The following is a 20844-nucleotide window of genomic DNA, read 5'->3' on the forward strand; positions in this document are numbered from 1 at the left end:
CCCATTCCTTACTGCAGTTGGGGCATGACCTCGCTTGCGACGAGTTCGAGATGATCCAGATCGGCGAGATCGAGAGTCTGCAGATACACGCGCTGTGAACCGGCGTCGGCGAAAGTGCCGATCTTGTCGACCAGCTCCGAAGGTGTTCCGGCCAGACCGTTCTCACGTAGCTCGTCGACGTCGCGTCCGATAGCCTCGGCGCGCTTCTTGATCTCCGCCTCGTCGCGGCCGCAGCACAGGACGAGAGCGTTGGAGTACACCAATTCGTTCGGATCGCGCTCGTGCTCGACGCAAGCCTGACGAACCCGCGCAAAGATGTCCTTCGTTTCCTCGAGGGACTTGAACGGGATGTTGAACTCGTTTGCGAACCGAGCGGCGAGCGCTGGAGTCTTCTTCTTGCCCGTGCCACCGATCAGGATCGGCGGACCGTCGACCTGGTGCGGTTTGGGAAGCGCGGGAGAGTTCTTGATCTGCACGTGCTTACCGTCGTAGTCGAACGTGTCGCCGACCGTCGTACGCCACAGACCGGTCACGACGTCGAGAGTTTCCTCGAGCAATTCGAAGCGATCCTTGAGCGCCGGAAACGGGATGCCGTACGCCTGGTGCTCTTCCTCGTACCAGCCGGCACCGATGCCGAGGTCTACGCGGCCACCACTCATCTGATCGACCTGTGCGACCGAGATGGCCAGCGGTCCGGCGTGACGGAACGTAGCCGACGTCACCAGAGTGCCGAGGCGGATGGTGGATGTTTCGCGGGCGATTCCGGCGAGCGTGATCCACGCGTCGGTGGGCCCGGGAAGGCCGTCGGAATTCATGGCGAGATAGTGGTCCGAGCGGAAAAATGCGCCGTAGCCGAGTTTTTCGGCGGTCTGGGCAACAGTCAGTAGTTGTTCGTAGGTAGCGCCCTGCTGGGGTTCGGTGAATATACGCAGCTCCATGACTTCCACTCTGCCACTATTTTGCGGAGGTCGGGACGACGGCACCGACTTGTCCGGCGCCGAAACACAGGGTCGGTCCCGGTGTTGTCGGCGTGATCTTCACACTGTTTCCGTGGCCGACCAGGCGCACGAACACCGAGTGCAAACCTTGGGTGACGGGTACGGATACTGCGTCGCCGGACTCCAACGCAACATCGATCGTTCCGTCGGCGCTGGCGAGGTAATTGAGCTGAACCGTCCATTCCCAGCCGGCCAGGGGGCCGTCGAGGGGGAGCTCGGTCGGGCCTTCGGCACGGGTGCCGCAGTTCGGCGCCGTTCCTTCGGGAATCCTTCTCGTCCAGGTCACTTCGGCATCGACGATCTGACCGCTGCCGTCGATGGTGCGCAGAATCGGAGTGCTGGAAGAGAATTCGGGGCGATCAGGCAGCGGCGCGAGAACGTTGCTTGCCAAATTGTTCGGAAAGGCGACGGGAAGGAGCACTTCGATCGCGACGGGTTGCTCGAGCAGTGGAGCATCCTGATTCTGTGACAACGACATTCGCGCGTTCGCGAGGTAGTCGCGGGTCGGGTTCTCGCGCCAGATGTCGACGAACGTGACGGTCGAGACGAGCGAACTGATCACGAAGAGCACTGACAGGCCGGCGGCGACTGCGACGGGCAAACGGGCCGGACGTCGCCGAGGCGCAGCGAGAATAAGAGCGGCGGCGAGGGCGAACACCGTCGCCGAATCCGTGAAGTAACGCAAGGTCTGCGCCAACTCGTAAGTGGTGTCGGCGTCGGATCGGGTAGCGGTCATCGCCACCACGGAGGCCAGGAAGTACAGCGCCGCGGCAGCCCAGATCCAGGCAGCGCCGCGTCGGGCACGCACTGTCATCACGGCCGTCGTCAGCAGCGCGGCCCAGGCTGCGACCACCAAAAGCGTCGGCGGATCGGCCCAGGCGGGGCTGGGGATCCACCGCTCCCAGCGCCAGGGGCCGCCGAGAAGAGTGGGAAGCATCCCCAAAGACGTTCCGTGATGCAGCAGTTCGGTGGACATCGAACGGCCGTATCCGGTGATCGGAGATTCGACAGTTGTCAGATACACCGGAATCCAGATCGCGAGCACGGCGGCGCAGGCCGTCCACAGGCGTCGGCACTTCGTGACCGCACTTCGTATCGGCGTTCCTTCACCTTGTGTGCGCAAGTACAGCACCAGAAAAGCGAGTGCCACGAACGGAACGAGCACTGCTTTCTCGAAGAACAGCAAGGAGACGACAAAAACCGCGGTGCCCGAGAACACGTAGCGCACCTGCCCGGTGCGGTACAGCTTGATCGCGTCGCCGCATGCCCAGGCCAGCGCGATCTGGAGCGGCAATGCATTGAGCGCGGCTGCCCACCACGAGAACGCCGGAAGTGTCAGCGGGACGAACAGATACAGGAGCAGCGGAATCAACAGTGCCGGTCGCCGGCCGAGGACCAACCGAAGAGTGCGCAGAAGCGCCAACGACGCGGCGGCCTGACCGATGACGAGCAGCGTTGCCGACAGCGCCCAGTTGTACGGCGCGATACGGGCGATCAACCCGGTGAAGAAGAAGGCCGCGGGCATGAAGTGACCGTCGTGGTCGTAGAGCAGGAGTTCGCTCGCGAAGAGTGGGAAGCGTCCTCCGCGGCCCATCAGGATGAGGTCGTCCCAGTAGAAGTAATTGCTCGCGGCAACCCAGACGCGAATGACGAGCTGACATCCGATCAACACGAACGCGAGCTGCGTGACCCGTCTCGGGGTGAACGTCAGAGTTGGCTCGGGCTGTGGAGAAGTCATCGACGGTCATGCTTCCAGGTGTGTCAAAAACCGACTTCTCACAAAAAGGGGATACCGGTCTTTTCTGTCTTTTCGGGAGCAATTTCTGAATGGATTGTGAACTTTGCCGGGATAAATGACGTCGACGCCCGAAAGTTCACTGACCTGCGGTGTCAAATTCATCCTCGAGCCTGTGCATCGTTCGCTAACACCTGTCAGCAAATTCTCAGGGTCTTGCCCGTGACCTGTGGATAAAGCCCGATTCATTCATCCAGAACTGTGGATGAACCTGTGGAAACTGTGGATAACTCGAGTTTTTAAGTGGCGGAGGTCACATTATTCGAACAATGCAGGTGAACGCGGTGGAGGTTCGATCACAAATCGGGAGTGAATCCATTTGCTGCCGTTACCGATACGGCGTGACAGAATCGAAGTTGTGAGTGTCGTTCAGGTCTGCGCCCGGTGCGCCGCACGCTGGCCTGTCGTCGGCGGCCCGACGCAGTGGTGCCCGCGCTGCAGCGGCGTCCTGCTGATCCCCACCCGCACCGAGATCTACCAACCGCCCAACCGCCGTGGCTTCCGCTGGATCGCGCGCTCCCCGTCCGACCCCCGCGGCGTGGGGGACGCACCAGTGCGTCGTAGCTTCTCCACTCCGCGCTACGACGCTGTCCCGCAGTGGGGACTCCAGGACGTCGTCGACAACTCACCGGTGCCGCCCTCGCGAGCGGACCGGATGGCCGACCGAGTCGGGCCGTTGCTGACGCTCGCAACGATCCTCTACGGACTGGCAGTGTTCGCCGAACTGGGCAGATACGCGATCCTGGTCCGCAACCGCACCAGGCTGATCCCGCAGCCGCTGCTCACGGTCTCCGACGCCGCCGTGTACTTCACTCAGTTGGGTGGACTGCTGATCTCGGTCTTCGCGGCAATCGCCGCTGTGTGCTGGCTGCTTCGTCGGCGTCGTGAACACTTCGCAGGTGCCCGGGAATCCGATCCACGCACAGCGTCGGAAGTTGTCGTCGGCTGCGCTGTGCCGATCCTCAACCTGGTGATGCCGGCCGTTTATCTCTTCGAGTTGGTCCGCCGCGATCCGCGCGGAACCCTGTTGGTCAAGATCTGGTGGGGCTTCTGGGCATTCAGCGCTCTGCTGCTGGTGGTCAACGCGTACTGGCGATCACGCCCGGGGATTCAGGCAATGGCCGACGGGGTTCTGCTGAACGCTTTCATCGCACTGATCGCTGCCGTCACCGCGGCGTTGACACTCGTCGTGATCCGCCGGATCGAGCGCAAGAGCTGGCGCGGTGAACCGGAATCGGAAACCCGGTGGGTGCCAGTGCCGCGCTCGGTGCTGGAAGAAAAGACGGTGCTGGAAGAGAAGACGGTGCTGGAGGAGAAGGAGACCGCTGCCCTGTGAGCCCAGATCGTCGAGGTCCACTCGTCGTTGCGCACCGAGGTGCGTCGGCTGCGCGGCCGGAGCACACCCTCGCCGCCTACGAACTGGCCCTCGAGGAGGGTGCCGACGGGCTCGAATGCGACGTCCGGCTCACCCGCGACGGACACCTGGTCTGCGTTCACGACCGCAAGGTCGACCGCACCTCCAGCGGGACGGGGATCGTCAGCGAGATGACGCTCGATTCGCTGAACGCTCTGGACTACGGGTCGACGAGCGAACCGGCCGAACTGCTGACTCTCTCCGACCTCATCACCCTCGCTCTGGATTTTGCGCGCCCGGTGAAGCTGTTCATCGAGACCAAGCACCCCGTGAGGTTCGGCGGATTGGTCGAAGCCAAACTCCTGGCGGAACTGCACCGCTTCGGGATCGCGTCACCGCCGTCGGCCGATCACTCGCGCGCTGTCGTCATGTCTTTCTCGGCGAGTGCGGTCTGGCGAGTGCGTCGTTCGGCACCGCTGCTGCCGACGGTCCTGCTCGGTGACGCGTCGCGGTACCTCGGCGGCGGTGCGTCGACGGCTGTGGGCGCTACGGCGATCGGGCCGTCGATCAAGGCACTGCGCGAACATCCCGATCTGGTCGATCGGGCCGCTGCTGCGGGTCGCGCGACGTACTGCTGGACCGTCGACGACAAGGCGGATGTGGACCTGTGTCGTGAGCTCGGGGTCAGTTGGGTTGCCACCAACCATCCCGGGCGCACGAAGCAATGGCTGGGCAGCGTGTAGATTTTGCCCTCGTGGCCAAGAAGAGCAAAAGAAACAGTGGACCGAAGCAGGGCAGCGCACGCGCAGAGAAGCTGGCGGCACGCCAAGCAGAGCGTGAAGCCGCTGCCGGCGTAGTCAGCCGCCCGTTCGAGGGCCTTGCCGCCGAGTGCGATCTGGTTGCGCTGCGCGAATTCGTTCCGTCCGCCACGGCTCCGTTGCCGGTCATCGGCTCCGACCGTCCCGTCACGTTGGCAACGGTCCTCCCCGGCGCTGTTGCCGCACTCGTCCGTGACGAGGGCGAGACGGCCACAGGATTTGTCGGTGTCCAGGTTCAGGCGCACTCGGCCGACCTCGGCGCAGACCTCGCCGCTTCGGTGAACTGGATCAAGGACGCGGCCCCCGGCGACGCGCTTTCTGCCGCGAACCCCGATTCCGAGACCCCCGCAGTCACCGCTGTCGTCGATCCCTCGGCCCTGCTCGACATCACCGTGCACCAGAACTTCAACTGGTGGATCCCCGAGGGCGTCGAAACCGATCCCGAGGTTGCCGCCACCGTGCAGCACGCCAACTCGGCGATCATGCCCTCTGCACGCCTCGAAGGCGACGGCCTCGTTGCCGCGTGGTGGGTCGACGCCGGCGAGAAGGCGCACCTGCGTTGGGTTCGTCCCGAGAGCGAAGACGACCTGATGCTCGCGCTGGCGCGCGTGCACGCGACCGGTGGACTGCATCTGGGTGAGGGCTCGCGCTACGCAGGCTCGTTCCGCACCCACGGCCTGTTGGTTCCCGTCTTCGACCTCGACCGCGAAAAGCATGCAAACGAGTGGGTAGCGGCAACCGTCGAGCTCGGTGAGCGTCTTGCCGAGGCTCTGGCCGTCGATGCTCCGCTGACCTCGGCCGAGCTTCGCTCGCGCGACGGACTTCGTGGTCGTCAGGTCACGCTGCGCTGATTTTTTCGCCCGAACTATAGGCGTTACGCGAAGTTACGGTTAATGTTGGTGACATGACCTTGTCGCATGACATCTCCGGTAGTGGTCCCACGCTTGTGCTCGTCCATGGCATCGTCCATCGACGGCAGGCGTGGGATTCGCTTTTGGACCAGCTGACGCCGTACCGCCGCGTCGTCACCGTCGACCTGCCGGGTCACGGAGAGTCGCTGCTGCCCGAACTCGGTCCGGACGTCATGGGACAGCTGATCGACGATGTCAGTGAGTTCGTCAAGGAAGTGACGCCGGCGGGGGAGCGTGCCCACGTCGCGGGAAACTCCCTCGGCGGCTGGATTGCCCTCTCGCTGGCAGCGCGCGGAGATGTCGCGTCGGCGACAGCTCTTTCGCCGGCCGGGTTCTTTGTCAATCACCTCGATCAGGTGCGAGCGATCAACACGTTCCGTGCACTGCGCGGCACGGCCAAGCTCATGGGTGACGGATTGCCACGCGCATTGCGGTACAAGCTGATTCGCTATCCGGCGCTCGCCGCGTTCTTCGCTCATCCGAGTCATGTCGGTTATGCGGCGGCGTTGGCCGACTGCCGTTCGCTCGTGTCGAACGAACTCGTCGATCTCGGTCTCGAGATGGACTTCGTGCTGCCGCCCATCGTGGATCCCACTGTGCCGGTGACGGTTGCGTGGGGTCGACGCGATCTCATCCTGCCCGTGTATCAGGCGCAGCGCGTGAAAAAGCCGTTCCCGCAGGCAAAGTTGATGGTTCTGCCCGGCCTTGGGCACGTACCGATGACAGATGCCCCCGAGCTGATCAGTTCGATCCTGCTGGCAGGAAGCGAACCGTTCGGCTCGAGGGCAAAATCCGTGAGTGCTGCAGGCTAGATGGTTCCGCCGGCTGCGCTCGGTGCACCGGTGGTGTCACCGACGGTGCTCATCTCGCGGGACACGAAGTCTTCGAGGTCGAACAGGTTGGCGCCTGCGCGGTCCGCGATGGTGAGAAGTGTTGTCATGCTTGCAACTTCCTCGACCTGCTCCTTGAGGAACCACTGCATGAACTGCTCGCCGAGGTAGTCGCCTTCTTCGCGGGCAGTGCTCGCGAGCTGGACGATTTGCTCGGTGACCGTCTTCTCCTGCGTCAGCGCGAGAGCGATGGGCTCACGGGCATCCTTGAAGTCGGCCTTCGCGGCGTCGACGCCGGTGAGTTCGACGTTGATGTCGCGATCGAGGAAATACTGAACGATCATCATGGCGTGGTTACGCTCTTCCACAGCCTGCTTGTAGAAGTGCTTTGCCAGCTGTGGCAGGTCCGCATTGTCGAAGTAAACCGCTGTCGCGATGTACTGATGCGAAGCGTTGAACTCGTTGCGAATCTGGTCTCGGAGTAGTGCGTGGAATTTGGTCATGTGAGTCTCCCCAGAAGTCATGAATTCCAAGATAGTGCAGGTCAGAGGCCCTGTCATCCCAGTATGACCTTATTGTGGTAAGCGTTCCCAAACTAAAGAAGACCTAATTTTTCTTCGAATTCGGTGAGGTTATCGAGCCTGGTGAATTCGAATGTTTCATTTTGGAATGTCCATTTCACCAGGCGAGTTCCGCGCATTTACCGTCGCTTCCCTGTTGTTCCACCTGTACGGTGGCGTGCCCCAGTTCGAATTCCTCGGCAAGCAAGGTTCGGGTTGCTGCGAGCACCGTTGTGGGATCGGCGTCACTGACCGCGGTGACGTGAACGGAAGCAACTTCCATCCCCGAGGTGAGTGTCCAGACGTGCAGATCGTGCGCGTCGACGACTCCCGGCAGAGCGTTGATCTTCTCGATGATCGAGGTGACGTCGATGCGGTCGGGAGCCTGCTGGAGGAGGATGCGAACGGCGTGGCGGCCCAGGTTGAAGGCACGTGGCAAGACGAAGAGGCCGATCGCGACGCCGATGACGGGGTCGGCGTAGCGCCAACCGAACGCGAGCGTGACCAAGCCGCTGACCAGGACGCCGATGGACCCGACCATGTCCGCCATGACTTCGAGGTAGGCGCCGCGGATGTTGATGCTTTCCTTCGCGCCGCTGCGCAGCATGAGGAAGGCGATGACGTTCATCGCCAGACCGACGACGGCGACTGTCGCGACGGGAAGGCCGGGAACCTCGGGCGGATCCGTGAAGCGGCTGGCGGCCTCGTAAAGCACCCACCCGGCGACTGCGAAGAGCAGGATCGCATTGGCCAGTGCCGCAAACACTTCCGTGCGGTACATGCCGAAAGTACGGTCGGGGCGCCGGGCGGCACGCTGTGCGACGAGGATCGCGGCGAGCGCCATGAAGATGCCGAAGATGTCTGTGAACACGTGCGCCGAGTCCGAGAGCAGGGCCAGTGACGAGGTCAAGAGGCCGACCGTCACCTGCAGCACGAAGGTCACCAACCCGAGGCCGGCGGCGATCCACAGTTTGTTGACATGCTTGCCGCTGTTGCTGGTCGCAGCCTCGGCGGGGGAGATTCCGTGCCCGTGTCCGTGTGACATCGAAGGTCCTTTCGTCGACGCCAGCCTAGACACATATGCATATATGCGCAATAGTGCATGTCTTAAAAACTATGCAACATAGTTGTAAGGTGGCGGCGTAGACCTTCATTTGTCATCGACGCGAGGACCGAGAAGTGGGAAGACATCGAAAATCCGAGCCGATCAGACCCGGCGGGCGCATGGCCGCGGTTTCCGTGGCGACGGGTGCAATCCTCGCGTCCGGCACTTCCATCGGGCACGCGTCGCCGCCGCCGATTGCAGTCGAGGATGCATCTGCGGTGTCGGCGCCGGAGATCCTCGACCTTGTCCGGCCGACGGATCTTGCTGGAATAGCCGAACAACTCGGCAAGACGCGACAACTCGAATCCGAGCGAGCGGCGCTGGCGTTCGAGGCCGAAAAGCCACAGGTGATGGCCCCCGTCAGCGGGACGATGACGTCCAACTTCGGTCCACGGTGGGGAACCACCCACTACGGCCTCGACATCGCGAACGCGATCGGAACGCCCATCGTGTCGGCGACCGACGGTGTTGTGCTCGAATCCGGTCCCGCCGCGGGATTCGGGCTCTGGGTCCGCATCCAGCAGGACGACGGGACCGTCGGCGTCTACGGACACATCAACGAGGCGCTCGTGGTTGCGGGTCAGAAGGTGCGGGCGGGTGAGTTGATCGCGACCGTGGGCAATCGTGGACAATCGACAGGACCACACCTGCACTACGAGGTGTGGCAATCTGACGGACAGAAGACCGATCCGCTCGCGTACCTGAATTCCCGGGGCGTGTCGTTCGGGGAGAAGACCACGGGCGACTGAAGTTCTGTCACGACGCGATGGAGGAGCAATGCAGGGGCTTGGCGGACTCGAAGCCGAGGTCATGGATGTGCTCTGGCAGTCCGACGACGCGCTCTCGGTCAAGGATCTGGTCGAGACCCTGGGTGAGCGTCGACAACTTGCGTACACCACCATCCTGACCGTCGTGACGCATCTCTACGACAAGGGCTGGGTGAGTCGTGAGAAGAAGAGTCGCGCCTACTTCTATCGGCCGAGTCGCAGCCGTGAAGAGGCCACATCCAGAGCACTGCGCGAATTGTTGGACAGCAGTTCCGATTCCGCTGCCGTGCTGTTGCACTTCGCCAAGACCATGACAGATGCCGAGAACGAGGCCCTGCGCCGGGGTCTTTCCGGGGAAGGTGTGCAATGACATTGGCGTTGCCGATGTTTCTCGGTGCGATGCTCGTGGGATTCCTGGTTCCGAGAGTGTTGCGAGCCGTTTCCTCGGCGTTGTCACCGGCGGTGCTGCTCGCGGCGTGGCTCGGCAGCATGGCGTCGGCTTTGTATCTCGCTCTCTCCGCGGTCTTGGTTCTGGTGTGGCCGAGCCACGCGCCGGTCGAGGGGCTGGTCGACGGTATCGCTCGGTGTTTCAGCGCCTTCGCGCACGGCACGAGTTCATGGGTGGGTGAACTGATCACCGGCACAGCCGTTGCTGTGGTGGGTGTGATCGCCGTTCGGATCGTGCTGGCCGGCCGCAAGCAGGCACGTGAGCACGCGAGGGTCCGAGATTTCCATCGTGATGTTCTCTCGATCGTCGCGCGCCGCGACAACTCGGAGTCCGACGTGTTGTGGTTGGATCATCCGCTGCCTATGGCGTACAGCGTCGCCGGAAAGCCTGGATTTGTTGTTGCGACGCAAGGCTTGTCATCCGCTCTCAGTGGAGGCGAGCGGGATGCTGTCCTCGCGCACGAGCGTGCACACCTGAGCGGCGGTCATCACCGAATTGTCGGTGCGTGCGAAGTCTTGGCCGCTGTTCTTCCGCGAGTGCCGTTGTTCGCGGCGGCACCCGCTGCCGTCGGCGCGATCGTCGAACTGTCGGCGGACAGACACGCCGCTCGCGTCACCAGCCCGGCTGCGGTGCGTTCCGCCCTTGCCGTGGTGTCGAAATCGCCGCTTCCTCAGCCGGACTGGAGCTTGAGCGATCGCGGCAGCGCGACCGCGGTGCGATTGAGTTCCCTGGTCGACGGCGACGTGGCGTCGCCTCGGCGACTGACCTGCGCGGTGGCGGCCTGTGTGCCGGCCGCTGTCACGACGGCCGTTGCCGCAGCCGTGACGGTGGCCGTCTCCGCGGGGATCTGCGCTGTTCTGACCTGATCATTCTCCCAAGGCCGAATCGATCTGGGCTTTCAACTGCTCGTAGCTCGGCATCTGGTCCAGCTTCACGTCGTTGAGGAACAGCGTCGGAGTACCTTGGACGCCGAGGCGTCGGCCTTCTTCGAAGTCGCGCTCGACCCGCTCGCGGACGCCGCGGCTGCCGAGGTCGGATTCGAATCGGGCCATGTCAAGTCCGAGATCTTGTGCGTAGGAACGGAACAGCGCCTCCTGTGATTCGGCGGATTCACCCCATTGCGACTGCGTCTCGTACATTCGCTTGTACATCTCGACGAATTTGCCCTGGCGAGATGCGGATTCGACGACCTGCGCCGCGAGAGTGCTGTTGGTGTGACTCGGAATCGGAAAGTATCTGATGCCGAACGTGATTCGATCCTCGTACTCCGCTCTGATCCGCTCCATCGTCGGGTACAGTGCGAGGCAGGCTTCGCATTCGAAGTCGAGGAATTCGACCAGGTTCACCTTGCCATCGGCGGCCGAGGTCAATCGGTACGCGTCGTCGGTGAGGACGGCGGTGGATTGTGCTGCCCGATCGGCGTTCTCGTTGTCTGCCCGAATCGGATCGACGGTGATGAACGTGATCAGTGCTACCGCGAACACCGCGATCAGGGCGGCGGATATCTTCATGCTTCTGGACACTGCTGTGCACCCGTACCTTCCGTCGAATTCCTAAATACTATCCAACATAGTAGTTAGGTGTAGAGTCGACGGTACCCGCATGGAGACGAAGGAGGACCCGCCGGTGAAGCGTTCGTGAATGACACGCCGCCGCCGTCGATCGGGCAGATGCTGGAGTGGGATACCTCATCCCTCCCGCTTCTTCCTGCCCTGGGAGTTGTTCTTGCACTCTGGTATTGGACTGGCGCTCAGCGAGTTCGCGCGAGTGGGCGACCATGGCCGTGGTATCGGACAGCGTGTTTCCTCGGTGGGTGCCTGCTGCTGATCGCGGTAACCGGACTGAAGGTCGAGAGCTACGGCTACGAACTCTTCAGCGTCTGGATGTTCCAACACCTGACGCTCTCGATGGCGATCCCGCCGCTCTGGGTACTGGGCTCGCCGGGACTGCTGCTACTACGTTCGACGCCGCACCGAGGAATAGGAAAAGGCATTCTCGCGCTTGCCCTCTCGGCATTGCGTAGCCCACCGGCGCGGTGGATGCTGCACCCCGGGTTCACGATCCCGGTATTTCTGTTCAGCTACTACGGGATCTACCTGTCGCCGATCTTCGACACCGTCTCGGCGTTACCGGCTGGACACGTCTTTCTCGAAATCTTCTTTCTCGCCAGCGGTCTGCTCTTCATCATGCCGGTGCTCGCCACCGGCCCACTGCCGGTGCGACAGAGCTACCTCGGCCGGTGTTTCGACCTGTTCGTGGAGATGCCGCTGCACGTGTTCATCGGCGTCGTACTCATGATGGCGACAAAGCCGCTGCTGACCACGTTCGTGGATCCGCCTCCCGAGTGGGGCGTGGACGTGATGCAGGATCAGCAGCTGGCGGGCGCCCTCGCGTGGTCGTACGGAGAGCCCGTCGCGCTGGTGGTGGTCGTGATCTTCGCGATGCGCTGGAACCGCGACGACAAACGGATGAATGCCGACCTGGACCGCCGCGCCGAGATCGACGGCGACAGTGATCTGGAGGCGTACAACAATTTCCTCAGATCACTGAACGCCGCCGAGCGGCCTGAGACTCGGTAGGCCGGTGGCCCTCAGACGCCGCCGCCGGCGGGCGTCGGCGCCATTGCGTCGGCAGCGGCCGGGGTGTTCATCTCGCGTGCGACAAATGTTTCGAGGTGGAACAGGTTGTCGCCGGCGCGGTCGACGATGGTGAGAAGTGTTGTCATGCTTGCCACTTCCTCGACCTGTTCCTTGAGGAACCACTGCATGAACTGCTCGCCCAGGTAGTCGCCGGTATCGCGCGCGGTGCGTGCCAGCTGCGTGATCTGCTCCGTGACCGTCTTCTCCTGCTCGAGTGCCAACTCGACCGGAGCCCGGACACTGTCGAACTTCGTCACGACGTCGTCGATGCCCGGAACGTCCACGTCGAGGTCGTTGTCGAGCAGGTACTGGATCATCATCATCGCGTGACCGCGTTCCTCGGTGGCCTGGCTGTAGAAGCGCGCGGCCATCTGCGGAAGATCGTGTGCATCGAAGTACACCGCTACCGCGATGTACTGCTGCGATGCAGTGAACTCGTTACGGATCTGCTGACGCAGCAGAGTGGTGAATTCGCTCGAGTTCTTCGCCTGTGTCATCCCAACAGGTTACTGGGTCGTCGCCGCTGAGAGGGAGCTACTTCTTGTCGAGCTGATCGATGACGAAGCCCACAGTTTCCGGTCGGTACCCGTAGACGAACGAGTCCTTTTCGCCGACGTACCAATCGCCGCACTGAAAAGAACTGCCCTTCTCGACCCCCGTCGGCCACCACTGTGCGGACAACGATGCGGGACGAGTTTCGACGGTGGGTCGTGCGATGCAGCTGTTGTGATCTATCTCCGCGATGTTCGCAGTCATTCGCAGGATGCGTTCGTTGCCGGTGGTGCGGATGACCTCGTCGATACCCGTTGCGCCGGCGGGAACCCAACTCGGCAGTGTGTCGATTCCGTTGGATGCTTGTGCAAAAGAGAAGGTTTCGGTTTTCTTGTACGCCTTGGAGTCGTCGAACTTCTCGAAGGTTCCGGAGCAGGACGTCACGAGTGCAGCAGCTCCGACGGCGGCGGCAACGACGGCGAGAGTGCGGAATCGGCGGTGTGTTGTGTTCATACCTTCACGGTATTTTTCGGCCGCCGATTCCGCGTCCTGCCGGAAAGCGATTTGTTCGCCGGGCTTGTCCTCCCGCGGTACTACCGGAACTCAGGGCGATTACCCCGTGGTGATCAGATCCTGTGGAATCTGCTGATCGTTGGCCAGGGCGTCGAAGAACTGCGAAGCGCGCGCCTTGTCCCACAACAACACGTTGCCCGAACCGTCCACGTCCTCGAAACCGGCGACCGGAACCGTCGTGGTGGTCATCCCGCCGCGAAGCGCCCAGGCGAGTGAGGCCAGATTCCAGATGTGATCGCCTTCGTCGACCTGTAGAGATTTGGCGGTATCGGAGACGAGTGGCCACAACCGGAACGGATTGAGGAACGTGGTCGGACTCGTCGCCTTCGACAGCAACGCCGACATGAACTGGCGCTGGTTGTTCATGCGGTCGAGGTCGGCGAGCGCCGTCGCGCGAGTTCGCACGAACCCGAGTGCATCCGAACCCTTCAAGTCCTGGCATCCGGCGGGGAGGTTGATCCCGGCCAGCGGATCGTCGATCGGCTGTGCCAGGCACACGTTGACGCCACCGACGGCGTCGACGATGCCGGCGAACCCGCTGAATCCGATCTCGGCGTAGTGGTCGATGCGAAGCCCCGTTGCCTCTTCGACGGTCTGCACCAGCAATGGAGCGCCACCGAAGGCGAAGGCGGCGTTGATCTTGTCCGACCCGTAGCCGGGAATCGGAACGTACGAATCGCGAGGGATGCTGACCATGGTCGTCTTCCCACTTTTGGGGACGTGGACCAAGATGACCGTGTCAGTGCGCTTGGGGCCGGTGTCACCGCCCGTCGCAAGGGCTTGCTCCTGCTCGGGGGTGAGCCCCTCACGACTGTCGGAGCCGACGATCAGCCAGTTCGTGCCCGGAGTATCGGCGACGCGTCCCGCGTAGTCGGGCAGCGCGTCGATTCGATTGAGCGAACTGTCGACGTAGTAGATCGCGCCGGCCAGCGCGAGCAGCAAGACCAACAACGTGATGCCGATACGTTTACCCCAGCTACGACGCTTGCGGGGGCGTCGCTGCTTCGGAGGTTCTGGAGGGCGCGGCGGGGCGTTCGGCGGGGTACGGCGCGGCGGTGCGGGCGCGTACTTCGCCTGGCGCTGCGGATCCTGACGCGGCGGACCCTGCCTGCGCGGGTCGTCCTGAAACGGTTGCGGGCGCTGGGTCGGCGCCCAGTCCTCACGCCTGGGCTGCTGCGGCGCTTGTGGTGGGACCTGTGACCAGGCCTGATTGGCCGGATTCTGCTGCTGCGGGCGTCCGTCGCGGCGAATGACCGTCGGCCCTTCCGGCGGCATCGGTGGACGCCGCTGCGGGGGTGGGCCCTGACGGGGTGGATTCTGGCGTGGAGGGTTCTGCCTCGGAGGCATCGGTCCACGCGGAGGTGGCCCTGGCGGCTGGCGCCGCGGAGGGCGCTGAGGATATTCGGAGTCGCCGGTCACCAGTTCACGGTACCGGTCACGGCAGCCAGGAGACGTGATCGCGCAGGAGGGCGTAACCGATGAACGCCACCATGTCGATGAGAGCGTGGGCGATGACCAGCGGCCAGAGTTTCCCGGTGCGCTGCCAGTACCGGCCGAACACGAGCCCCATGATCACGTTTCCGACGCCGCCACCGAACCCCTGATAGAGGTGGTAACTGCCGCGCAGGAGTGACGACGCGAGCAGTGATTTGTTCTCGCTCCAACCCAGCGTTCGGAGGCGAGTGATCAGGTAGGCGACGACCAGCACCTCTTCGGCACCGGAGTTCGCGATCGCGGACAGTACGAGGATCGGCACCCGCCACCAGTGATCGTCGAGCGCACTGGCCTGGACGGTGAGGTTGATGCTCAGTGCCTGAGCCACGAGATAGAACAGCAGACCGGGGAGACCGATCACAGCGGCGAGGCCGAATCCCGGTGCTATGTCGCGCCCGAATCGAGGCTTGGGGGTCAGTCCCGCAGCACGTGGACCGACCCCCGAACGCCACAGTAGATAGAGTCCCAGCGCTGCCCACGCGAGAAGCTTTGCGACGCCCAGCAATTGGCGCGCCAGGTCGATCCAGTCGATGGCGGCCCGCGACGGGTTGAGTGCAACCGTCTGATCCGAGAGCGCAACCGGCGTCGCCAAGGATTCGGCGAGCGAGAGGATCCCGGACAATCCGCTGAGTCCGAAGGTGACCAGCAGGACGATCGTGATCTCGATCCAGACTCCGCGTCTGGCGGCCGGATCGAGGGCCGGGCCGGCCGGGACGGGAGTCGGCGGCCGTAACCAGGTGCGGACGGTTTCGCGGGCATTCACCCGCGCAACGCTAGCCGTTTGATGCGCCGCCCGATCGGAGGCCGTTGAGGAAAGGGCACCCGACCAGCATGCGGATGGCGCGGCTCAGCGCGGGAGCGTCGTCGACGGGGTTGGCGAACGGCATCCACACGTCGCGGTCACCGGTGTGATCCTCGACCCGCAGGCGAAGTCCGTAGCGGTCGATGCCGAGTGGGCGAACGCGTCCGGTGCGCATGTACGGGGGAAGCTTGCGCACGAGCAGGTCCACGAGGTCGCGGTGGTCTTCGTCGAGATGCTGCAGCCATGCGGTCTCCATTTCCCAGAAGGGATCGGGGCTGGCGTTCAGCAGTTCGTCCACGGCGACGGGTTCTGCCCCCGTTGAATCAGCGACTACAGCCGAGGCCAGGCTCAAGCGAAGGAGGACCGAGGTGTGGCCGATGTCGAGGAGCCCCGGGTGTGGATGTTCGGATGCGACGTCGTCGGCGAGAACGCGTGCCTCGTAGTCGGGCACGGCGTGCAACGAGCCGCGAAGCCACACGAGGGAGCGTACGGGCTCACGCAGCCGCAGTGGTGCGTGATCGGTGATCTCGAGGACGGCAGGCAGGCCGCCGCCGCCGGAGTTCCAGGCCAGGGCCGCAGCTGCGGAGGCATGTGGGACTGCAACGACGACGTCACCGTTCGAACGCAGGTGATGCACCGACGTGACGGTGGGATCGCTGCCTTCGATGGCGAGAACTGCGTCTTGTGCGCGCACACAGGCGCTGCGGACGCGTTCGGCGGTGGACGGGCCGGTGCTGGTCTTCGTTGCCATGCTGCCCCCTTGGCGGGTGTTCTCTCGAACTCCATCGGATGATGAGGTAACCCTAACCTAAGGCGCTTCGGTGTGAATCGCAAGACTTTTGCGCAACTCGCGTGGAATCCGCCGCCTGCGCCGGGGTTACGGTTTGTCTGTGGCCATTCCTCTCTCACTCGGGCTGCCAGCCCCGAGAAACTCGCGCGGACTCCTCGAAGCACTCTTTCTCCCGGTTGTTCCGGCGTCGGCTCTGATCGGCGGCGAAGCAGCAGGCCGGGTTGTCGTCCGTCTCGATATCGATCCGGAAGAACTGCGTGCGGACACGGAAGCGTCGTACGAGGCCGTCCGTTTCGACGTCGACGTCACCACCGACCAGATCGACGACGCGATCGCACTGCGCCTGCCCGCTCCGCTCGCTGTGTACGTCGACGGCGGCGAAGAGGATCTGACACCCGCTGAAGCGGCGCTGCGTCTGTGCGAAGGTGGCCGGATCCCCGGACTCGCCGCCGGTCTTACGCCCACCGAAGTGGCTGATTTCCTGGCGGTACTCGCGCACGAGTCCGTCGGTTTCGTAGCCCGCGCGGCCGACGGCGACGAGGTGATCGCCCTGCTGTGTGGCACCGTCGCTGCACTGCGCGGCGACGACGTGCGCGCCGCGATGGTCGATCCGAAGCCGGAAAAACTTGCCGCGCTGATCCCCGAAGCCGCGTCGGCCATGCGTGAGGTGCTGCTCACGATCGAGGTCGCGGATCTGCCTGCAGTGGAAACGGCTTTGCGTGCCGCGGGTTTGCAGTGACCGGCGTGGGTCGGTGCGTAATCTTTTAGGCGTGCCAAGAATCGCGTATTTCGGTCCGTCGGGAACCTTCACGGAGATAGCTCTCGCCCAGTTGGAGGCTGAGGGCGCGTTCGGCGAAACCGTCGAGCGAGTACCGGCAGGCAGTCCGCCGGCGACTCTCGACATGGTTCGCGACGGTTCCGTGGACGGAGCCGTGGTTCCCTTCGAGAACTCGGTGGAAGGCGGCGTAGCTCCGACGCTCGATTCACTCGCTCTCGGTTCGCCGCTGCAGATCGTCGCCGAAACCGATCTGGACGTGAGTTTCTCCATCCTGGTTCGGGCCGGGACCACCGCCGATCAGGTCCGAACGATCGGCGCGTACCCGCATGCGGGCGCGCAGGTCCGCGGATGGATCGCCGAGAACCTGCCCCAGGCCGAGGTGGTGTTGGCCTCGTCCAACGCCGGTGCGGCCCTGGATGTGCAGGCCGGAACCGTCGACGCCGGTGTGTCCACGGCTTTGGCCGGTCAGATGCTCGGACTCGAGAGCCTGGCGGACAACGTCGCCGATGTAGGCGGCGCCCGCACACGTTTCGTGTTGGTCACCAAGCCGGCCCCGGTTCCGGCGCGGACCGGTGCCGATCGCACCGCGCTGGTGCTTCACCTCGACAACGCGCCCGGCTCCCTGGTGCGTGCACTCTCCGAATTCGCCGCTCGCGGTATCGATCTGACTCGGATCGAATCACGGCCGATGCGAACGGAATTGGGCACGTACCGGTTCTTCGTGGACTGCGTCGGACACGTCGAGGACTCGCTGGTGGCCGAGGCGATGCGTGCGCTGCATCGTAAATCCGGAGTCCGCTTCCTGGGGTCGTGGGCGACAGCGAATTCGACCGGGCCACAACCTCCTTCGGACGAAGAAGCGATTCGGTGGATCGACGAACTCAAGCATGGAGGGGGAGAACGATGACCGGAAGGCTTATCCTCGTTCGGCACGGTCAGACGGAGGCGAATGTCGCCAAACGTCTCGACACCGCACTACCCGGAGCAAAGCTCACGCCGGAAGGGTTGGCACAGGCCGAGACTTTGGGCATCGGACTGGCTTCGGCGCCTCCTCTGGCGCTCGTATCGTCCTTGGCTTTGCGTGCCCGGCAGACCGCAGGTTTCGTGGAGCAGGCCGCCGGTGTCTCCCTGGATGTGCGGGACGGATTGCACGAGGTGCAGGCCGGTGACCTCGAAGATCGTACCGACGAGGCCGCGCACCGACTGTTCATGGAGACGTTCCATCACTGGCACACCGGCAACCTCGGCGCTCGCATCCCCGGTGGTGAAACGGGATACGACGTCCTGGAGCGATACGTCCCCGTCGTCAATGCGCTGCGCGAAGAATTTCTCGAAGGCTCCCGAGACGGCGGCGACATCGTCGTGGTCAGTCATGGTGCAGCGATCCGTCTTGTCGCAGCCCAGCTTGCCGGTGTCCCCGGTCTGTTCGCAGCCAACAACCACTTGGCCAACACCGAGACTGTCGAACTGTTGCCTTCGGTCGACGGCGGTTGGGAGTGCCTGCGCTGGGGAACCGTCAACCCGCCGTTCGAGCACCGACTCATCCCCGGTGCCGACGATGTGATGGGCTGACGGCCGGCGTCACCACCAACCGGTCTGGACGCTCAGTTGGCGCCCTAGTTCAGCGGACAGCGTTCTCACGTAGCTGGCTGTCAGGTGGTGGGAATCGTGATACACCAACACATTTCCCTCCACGACGCGGCACAGCTCCGGTCCGCACACGCCGTCGCTGAGGTCGAGTAGACGGACGTTGGTCAGATCGCCGATTGCCGACAGCGCCGGATTGACGTCGCTGAGCATTTCGGACCGTGGCATCGCGCAGTGATCGGGTGACGTGGTTGTCGCCAGACAGTCGATCGCGCGGTAGGCGACGCCGTCGTGGTGCAGCCAGGGGGTATCGCGGATGGCGAGTACGTCGATACCGTCGCGCTCCAGTTCCTCCCACACGTGTACGTAAGACTCGGGCGTCACGTCGCCAGGGCCGTCGGAACTCGGCCTGGTTGCCGTCGTGAACACGAAATCGGGTGAGGCGTCGGCCAACTCGGTCAGCACTCCACGCGACCAGTCGACGCAATCCGGATAGTCGTTGTCCGACAACGTCTGCATGGAGTCGATGGTGAGCGGGCAGCCCATCTTCAGATACGTGTCGACGCGGAACCCGTGACTCTTGCCGAGTTCGTCGAGCGCAGTGAGCCAGTGCTCGGAGTGCGAACCACCTGCGAGGGCGATGGTTCTGTCGGCGTCGGCCTCGCCGTAGGTGCAGTGGACGACGTCCCGCTCGAGAAAATCGGCGATACAGCCGTCGAGCGTACTGGCCGGAAGGTCCAGTGGCGCATCGAAGATCGAGGGAACCATCGACGCCTTGGGTACTTCGGCACCGTCGGTGAGCGCGAGTGCGCCGGGATGGGTCGGGAGGTCGAGGGTGTCGACCGCCCGCTGGCCCGTCGTCTGGCTGCTCGCGTACGACTGCCAGGCGACCGAAGCGGCGAGGACCACGGCAGCGGTGACGACGCATGCCAGGACGGTGTACCGGCGCGAGCGGCCTCCACGTTCCACCGGAACCTCGATCAGGCGTCGGAGTGCAAGCGCCCCGGCGACGGAGAGGGCGATGATCAGTGCCCCGCCGAGCAGGCCGGCTTCGGGGCGTCCGGTGATCACGAGTGCAAACACCAGAATCGGCCAGTGAATCAGGTACAGCGCGAATGCGAACGAGCCGAGCCACGTCAGTGCCGGATGGGCGAGCGCCTTCGACGTCCAAGGCGTGTCGTCGCCGACTCCGGACAGGATCAGCGCAAGAGTGGCCAGCACCGGCACCAGCGCCCACGGGCCGGGGAACTGCTGGGCGCCGTCGAGCACTATGCCGCACAACAGGATCGACGAAAGACCCGCCCAGCCGATCGTCGCTCTGACCGAGAACGGCAGGGATGCGATCTGCCGACTGCGTGTGCTGGTCATCAGAACGGCCAGCAGACCACCGAGGGTCAATTCCCACAACCTGGCGCCGGAGTCGTAGTACGCCCAGGCTTGGTGACGCGAAGATTTGGCGAGTGCGTAGAGAAAAGATCCTGCGGTCAGAACCAGAAGGGTGACCGCGAGTGACGGGCGGAAATAGTTGGGATTCACGCGTGAAGCGACATAAGCGATCACGGAGACCAGTGCGATGGCCAGGAGATAGAACTGACCTTGTACGGCCATCGACCACAGGTGCTGCAGGGGAGTGACCGAGCCGTCGGCGGCCAGGTAGTCGCTTGCGGTGCTGGCGAGCTGCCAGTTCTGGAAGAACCCGAGCACCGCGATCAGTTGATCGCCCAGATCGGCCCAGCGTGTGCGTGGCAGCAGCAACGCGGTCCCCAGTGCGGTCAAAATGCTGACCACCGCGATCAGGGGGAACAGCCGCAGAAACACCCGCCGCAGTGCCGGGACCGGGTTGAGTGAACCCCCGGCTTCGGCGCGTCGAACCAGTGAGCCGACGAAGAAGTATCCGGACAGAACCAGGAAGACGTCCACCCCGCCCGATACCCGTCCGAACCACACGTGGAACACGACCACCAAACCGATGGCGAGGCCACGCAGTCCGTTCAGGTCTTGTCGGTGCGGTGTTGTTGCCCGTTCATCGTTCGGCCGGTCGATCGTGGCGACCGAGCCTTGTTCGCCCGGTGACGACGGTTGACGCGAGAACTGCATGCTGAA

The 20844-nt window shown here is 63.7% G+C and carries 22 protein-coding genes; 11 read left to right on the forward strand and 11 right to left on the reverse strand.

Features of this window, described 5'->3' with window-relative positions:
• Window positions 1-8 precede the first annotated feature (8 nt).
• Window positions 9-938 (reverse strand): LLM class F420-dependent oxidoreductase, encoded by a 930-nt coding sequence (locus ATN37_RS15170; protein ID WP_003944174.1) that lies wholly within the window; start codon window positions 936-938, stop codon window positions 9-11.
• Between the two features lie 16 nt (window positions 939-954).
• Window positions 955-2736 carry a hypothetical protein gene (locus ATN37_RS15175; RefSeq protein WP_218695355.1) on the reverse strand — a complete coding sequence of 594 codons (1782 nt, stop codon included), beginning with the start codon at window positions 2734-2736 and terminating at the stop codon, window positions 955-957.
• Window positions 2737-3151: 415 nt separating this feature from the next.
• On the opposite strand from ATN37_RS15175, the gene ATN37_RS15180 reads away from it, so the two are divergent.
• From ATN37_RS15180 to ATN37_RS15195, 4 genes are read left to right on the forward strand one after another with little or no spacing between them, the layout of a single operon-like run.
• The gene (locus tag ATN37_RS15180) at window positions 3152-4129 is read left to right on the forward strand and encodes a DUF4328 domain-containing protein (RefSeq protein WP_058038065.1); all 978 of its coding nucleotides are present in this window, start codon (window positions 3152-3154) and stop codon (window positions 4127-4129) included.
• Complete coding sequence (locus ATN37_RS15185) at window positions 4126-4890, forward strand: glycerophosphodiester phosphodiesterase (RefSeq protein ID WP_003944175.1); 765 nt, start codon at window positions 4126-4128, stop codon at window positions 4888-4890. The genes ATN37_RS15180 and ATN37_RS15185 overlap by 4 nt, the downstream gene beginning before the upstream one ends.
• 11 nt (window positions 4891-4901) lie before the next feature.
• Window positions 4902-5816: a DUF5926 family protein gene (locus ATN37_RS15190; protein ID WP_003944127.1), complete on the forward strand. Its 915-nt coding sequence runs from the start codon at window positions 4902-4904 to the stop codon at window positions 5814-5816.
• A 53-nt stretch (window positions 5817-5869) separates the two neighbouring features.
• Complete coding sequence (locus ATN37_RS15195) at window positions 5870-6688, forward strand: alpha/beta fold hydrolase (RefSeq protein WP_003944129.1); 819 nt, start codon at window positions 5870-5872, stop codon at window positions 6686-6688.
• On the opposite strand, the gene ATN37_RS15200 is transcribed toward ATN37_RS15195, so the two are convergent.
• Both ATN37_RS15200 and ATN37_RS15205 read right to left on the reverse strand, forming a co-directional pair.
• A complete protein-coding gene (locus tag ATN37_RS15200) occupies window positions 6685-7230 on the reverse strand; it encodes a ferritin (RefSeq protein WP_030535839.1) in 546 nt (181 codons plus the stop codon). The two genes, ATN37_RS15195 and ATN37_RS15200, sit on opposite strands and share 4 nt — an antisense overlap.
• A 154-nt stretch (window positions 7231-7384) precedes the next feature.
• Window positions 7385-8311, reverse strand: a complete 927-nt coding sequence (locus ATN37_RS15205) for a cation diffusion facilitator family transporter (RefSeq protein ID WP_058038064.1) — start codon at window positions 8309-8311, stop codon at window positions 7385-7387.
• A gap of 179 nt (window positions 8312-8490) precedes the next feature.
• On the opposite strand from ATN37_RS15205, the gene ATN37_RS15210 reads away from it, so the two are divergent.
• Genes ATN37_RS15210 through ATN37_RS15220 form a run of 3 tightly spaced genes read left to right on the forward strand, consistent with a single transcriptional unit; the run spans window position 8491 to window position 10452 of the window.
• On the forward strand, window positions 8491-9120 hold the full coding sequence (locus ATN37_RS15210; RefSeq protein WP_042453198.1) for a M23 family metallopeptidase: 630 nt from the start codon (window positions 8491-8493) through the stop codon (window positions 9118-9120).
• A 28-nt stretch (window positions 9121-9148) separates the two neighbouring features.
• The gene (locus tag ATN37_RS15215) at window positions 9149-9508 is read left to right on the forward strand and encodes a BlaI/MecI/CopY family transcriptional regulator (protein WP_003944179.1); all 360 of its coding nucleotides are present in this window, start codon (window positions 9149-9151) and stop codon (window positions 9506-9508) included.
• Window positions 9505-10452, forward strand: coding sequence for a M56 family metallopeptidase (locus ATN37_RS15220; RefSeq protein WP_007736002.1), 948 nt, complete (start codon window positions 9505-9507; stop codon window positions 10450-10452). Before ATN37_RS15215 ends, ATN37_RS15220 begins: the two co-directional genes overlap by 4 nt.
• Here ATN37_RS15220 and ATN37_RS15225 read toward each other — a convergent pair whose 3' ends face one another.
• Window positions 10453-11097, reverse strand: a complete 645-nt coding sequence (locus ATN37_RS15225) for a thioredoxin domain-containing protein (RefSeq protein ID WP_030535837.1) — start codon at window positions 11095-11097, stop codon at window positions 10453-10455. It lies immediately after the preceding gene.
• A 126-nt stretch (window positions 11098-11223) separates the two neighbouring features.
• Here ATN37_RS15225 and ATN37_RS15230 point away from each other — a divergent pair, with 126 nt between their 5' ends.
• The gene (locus ATN37_RS15230) at window positions 11224-12165 is read left to right on the forward strand and encodes a cytochrome c oxidase assembly protein (RefSeq protein WP_064113812.1); all 942 of its coding nucleotides are present in this window, start codon (window positions 11224-11226) and stop codon (window positions 12163-12165) included.
• 11 nt (window positions 12166-12176) lie between these two features.
• Here the strand turns inward: ATN37_RS15230 and ATN37_RS15235 are convergent, their stop codons facing one another.
• The 5 genes from ATN37_RS15235 to ATN37_RS15255 form a co-directional block, all read right to left on the reverse strand.
• Complete coding sequence (locus ATN37_RS15235; RefSeq protein WP_003944176.1) at window positions 12177-12722, reverse strand: ferritin; 546 nt, start codon at window positions 12720-12722, stop codon at window positions 12177-12179.
• 37 nt (window positions 12723-12759) lie between these two features.
• Window positions 12760-13230, reverse strand: a complete 471-nt coding sequence (locus tag ATN37_RS15240) for a hypothetical protein (protein WP_042453189.1) — start codon at window positions 13228-13230, stop codon at window positions 12760-12762.
• 99 nt (window positions 13231-13329) lie between these two features.
• A complete protein-coding gene (locus ATN37_RS15245; protein WP_007736010.1) occupies window positions 13330-14565 on the reverse strand; it encodes an LCP family protein in 1236 nt (411 codons plus the stop codon).
• Window positions 14566-14725: 160 nt separating this feature from the next.
• Window positions 14726-15547, reverse strand: a complete 822-nt coding sequence (locus ATN37_RS15250) for a CPBP family intramembrane glutamic endopeptidase (protein ID WP_058038062.1) — start codon at window positions 15545-15547, stop codon at window positions 14726-14728.
• Between the two features lie 10 nt (window positions 15548-15557).
• Window positions 15558-16337, reverse strand: a complete 780-nt coding sequence (locus ATN37_RS15255) for a DUF2470 domain-containing protein (protein ID WP_003945406.1) — start codon at window positions 16335-16337, stop codon at window positions 15558-15560.
• 139 nt (window positions 16338-16476) lie between these two features.
• Between ATN37_RS15255 and ATN37_RS15260 the strand changes: the two genes are divergently transcribed.
• From ATN37_RS15260 to ATN37_RS15270, 3 genes are read left to right on the forward strand one after another with little or no spacing between them, the layout of a single operon-like run.
• Window positions 16477-17115 carry a hypothetical protein gene (locus tag ATN37_RS15260; RefSeq protein ID WP_003945395.1) on the forward strand — a complete coding sequence of 213 codons (639 nt, stop codon included), beginning with the start codon at window positions 16477-16479 and terminating at the stop codon, window positions 17113-17115.
• 31 nt (window positions 17116-17146) lie between these two features.
• Window positions 17147-18061 (forward strand): prephenate dehydratase, encoded by a 915-nt coding sequence (gene pheA / locus ATN37_RS15265; protein WP_007736017.1) that lies wholly within the window; start codon window positions 17147-17149, stop codon window positions 18059-18061.
• Window positions 18058-18726, forward strand: coding sequence for a histidine phosphatase family protein (locus tag ATN37_RS15270; protein WP_042453186.1), 669 nt, complete (start codon window positions 18058-18060; stop codon window positions 18724-18726). The genes pheA and ATN37_RS15270 overlap by 4 nt, the downstream gene beginning before the upstream one ends.
• 9 nt (window positions 18727-18735) lie before the next feature.
• On the opposite strand, the gene ATN37_RS15275 is transcribed toward ATN37_RS15270, so the two are convergent.
• A complete protein-coding gene (locus tag ATN37_RS15275) occupies window positions 18736-20838 on the reverse strand; it encodes an acyltransferase family protein (RefSeq protein ID WP_218695356.1) in 2103 nt (700 codons plus the stop codon).
• Window positions 20839-20844 lie beyond the last annotated feature (6 nt).

The organism is Rhodococcus sp. MH15 (genome assembly GCF_019266045.1).
Classification (GTDB): domain Bacteria; phylum Actinomycetota; class Actinomycetes; order Mycobacteriales; family Mycobacteriaceae; genus Rhodococcus_F; species Rhodococcus_F qingshengii.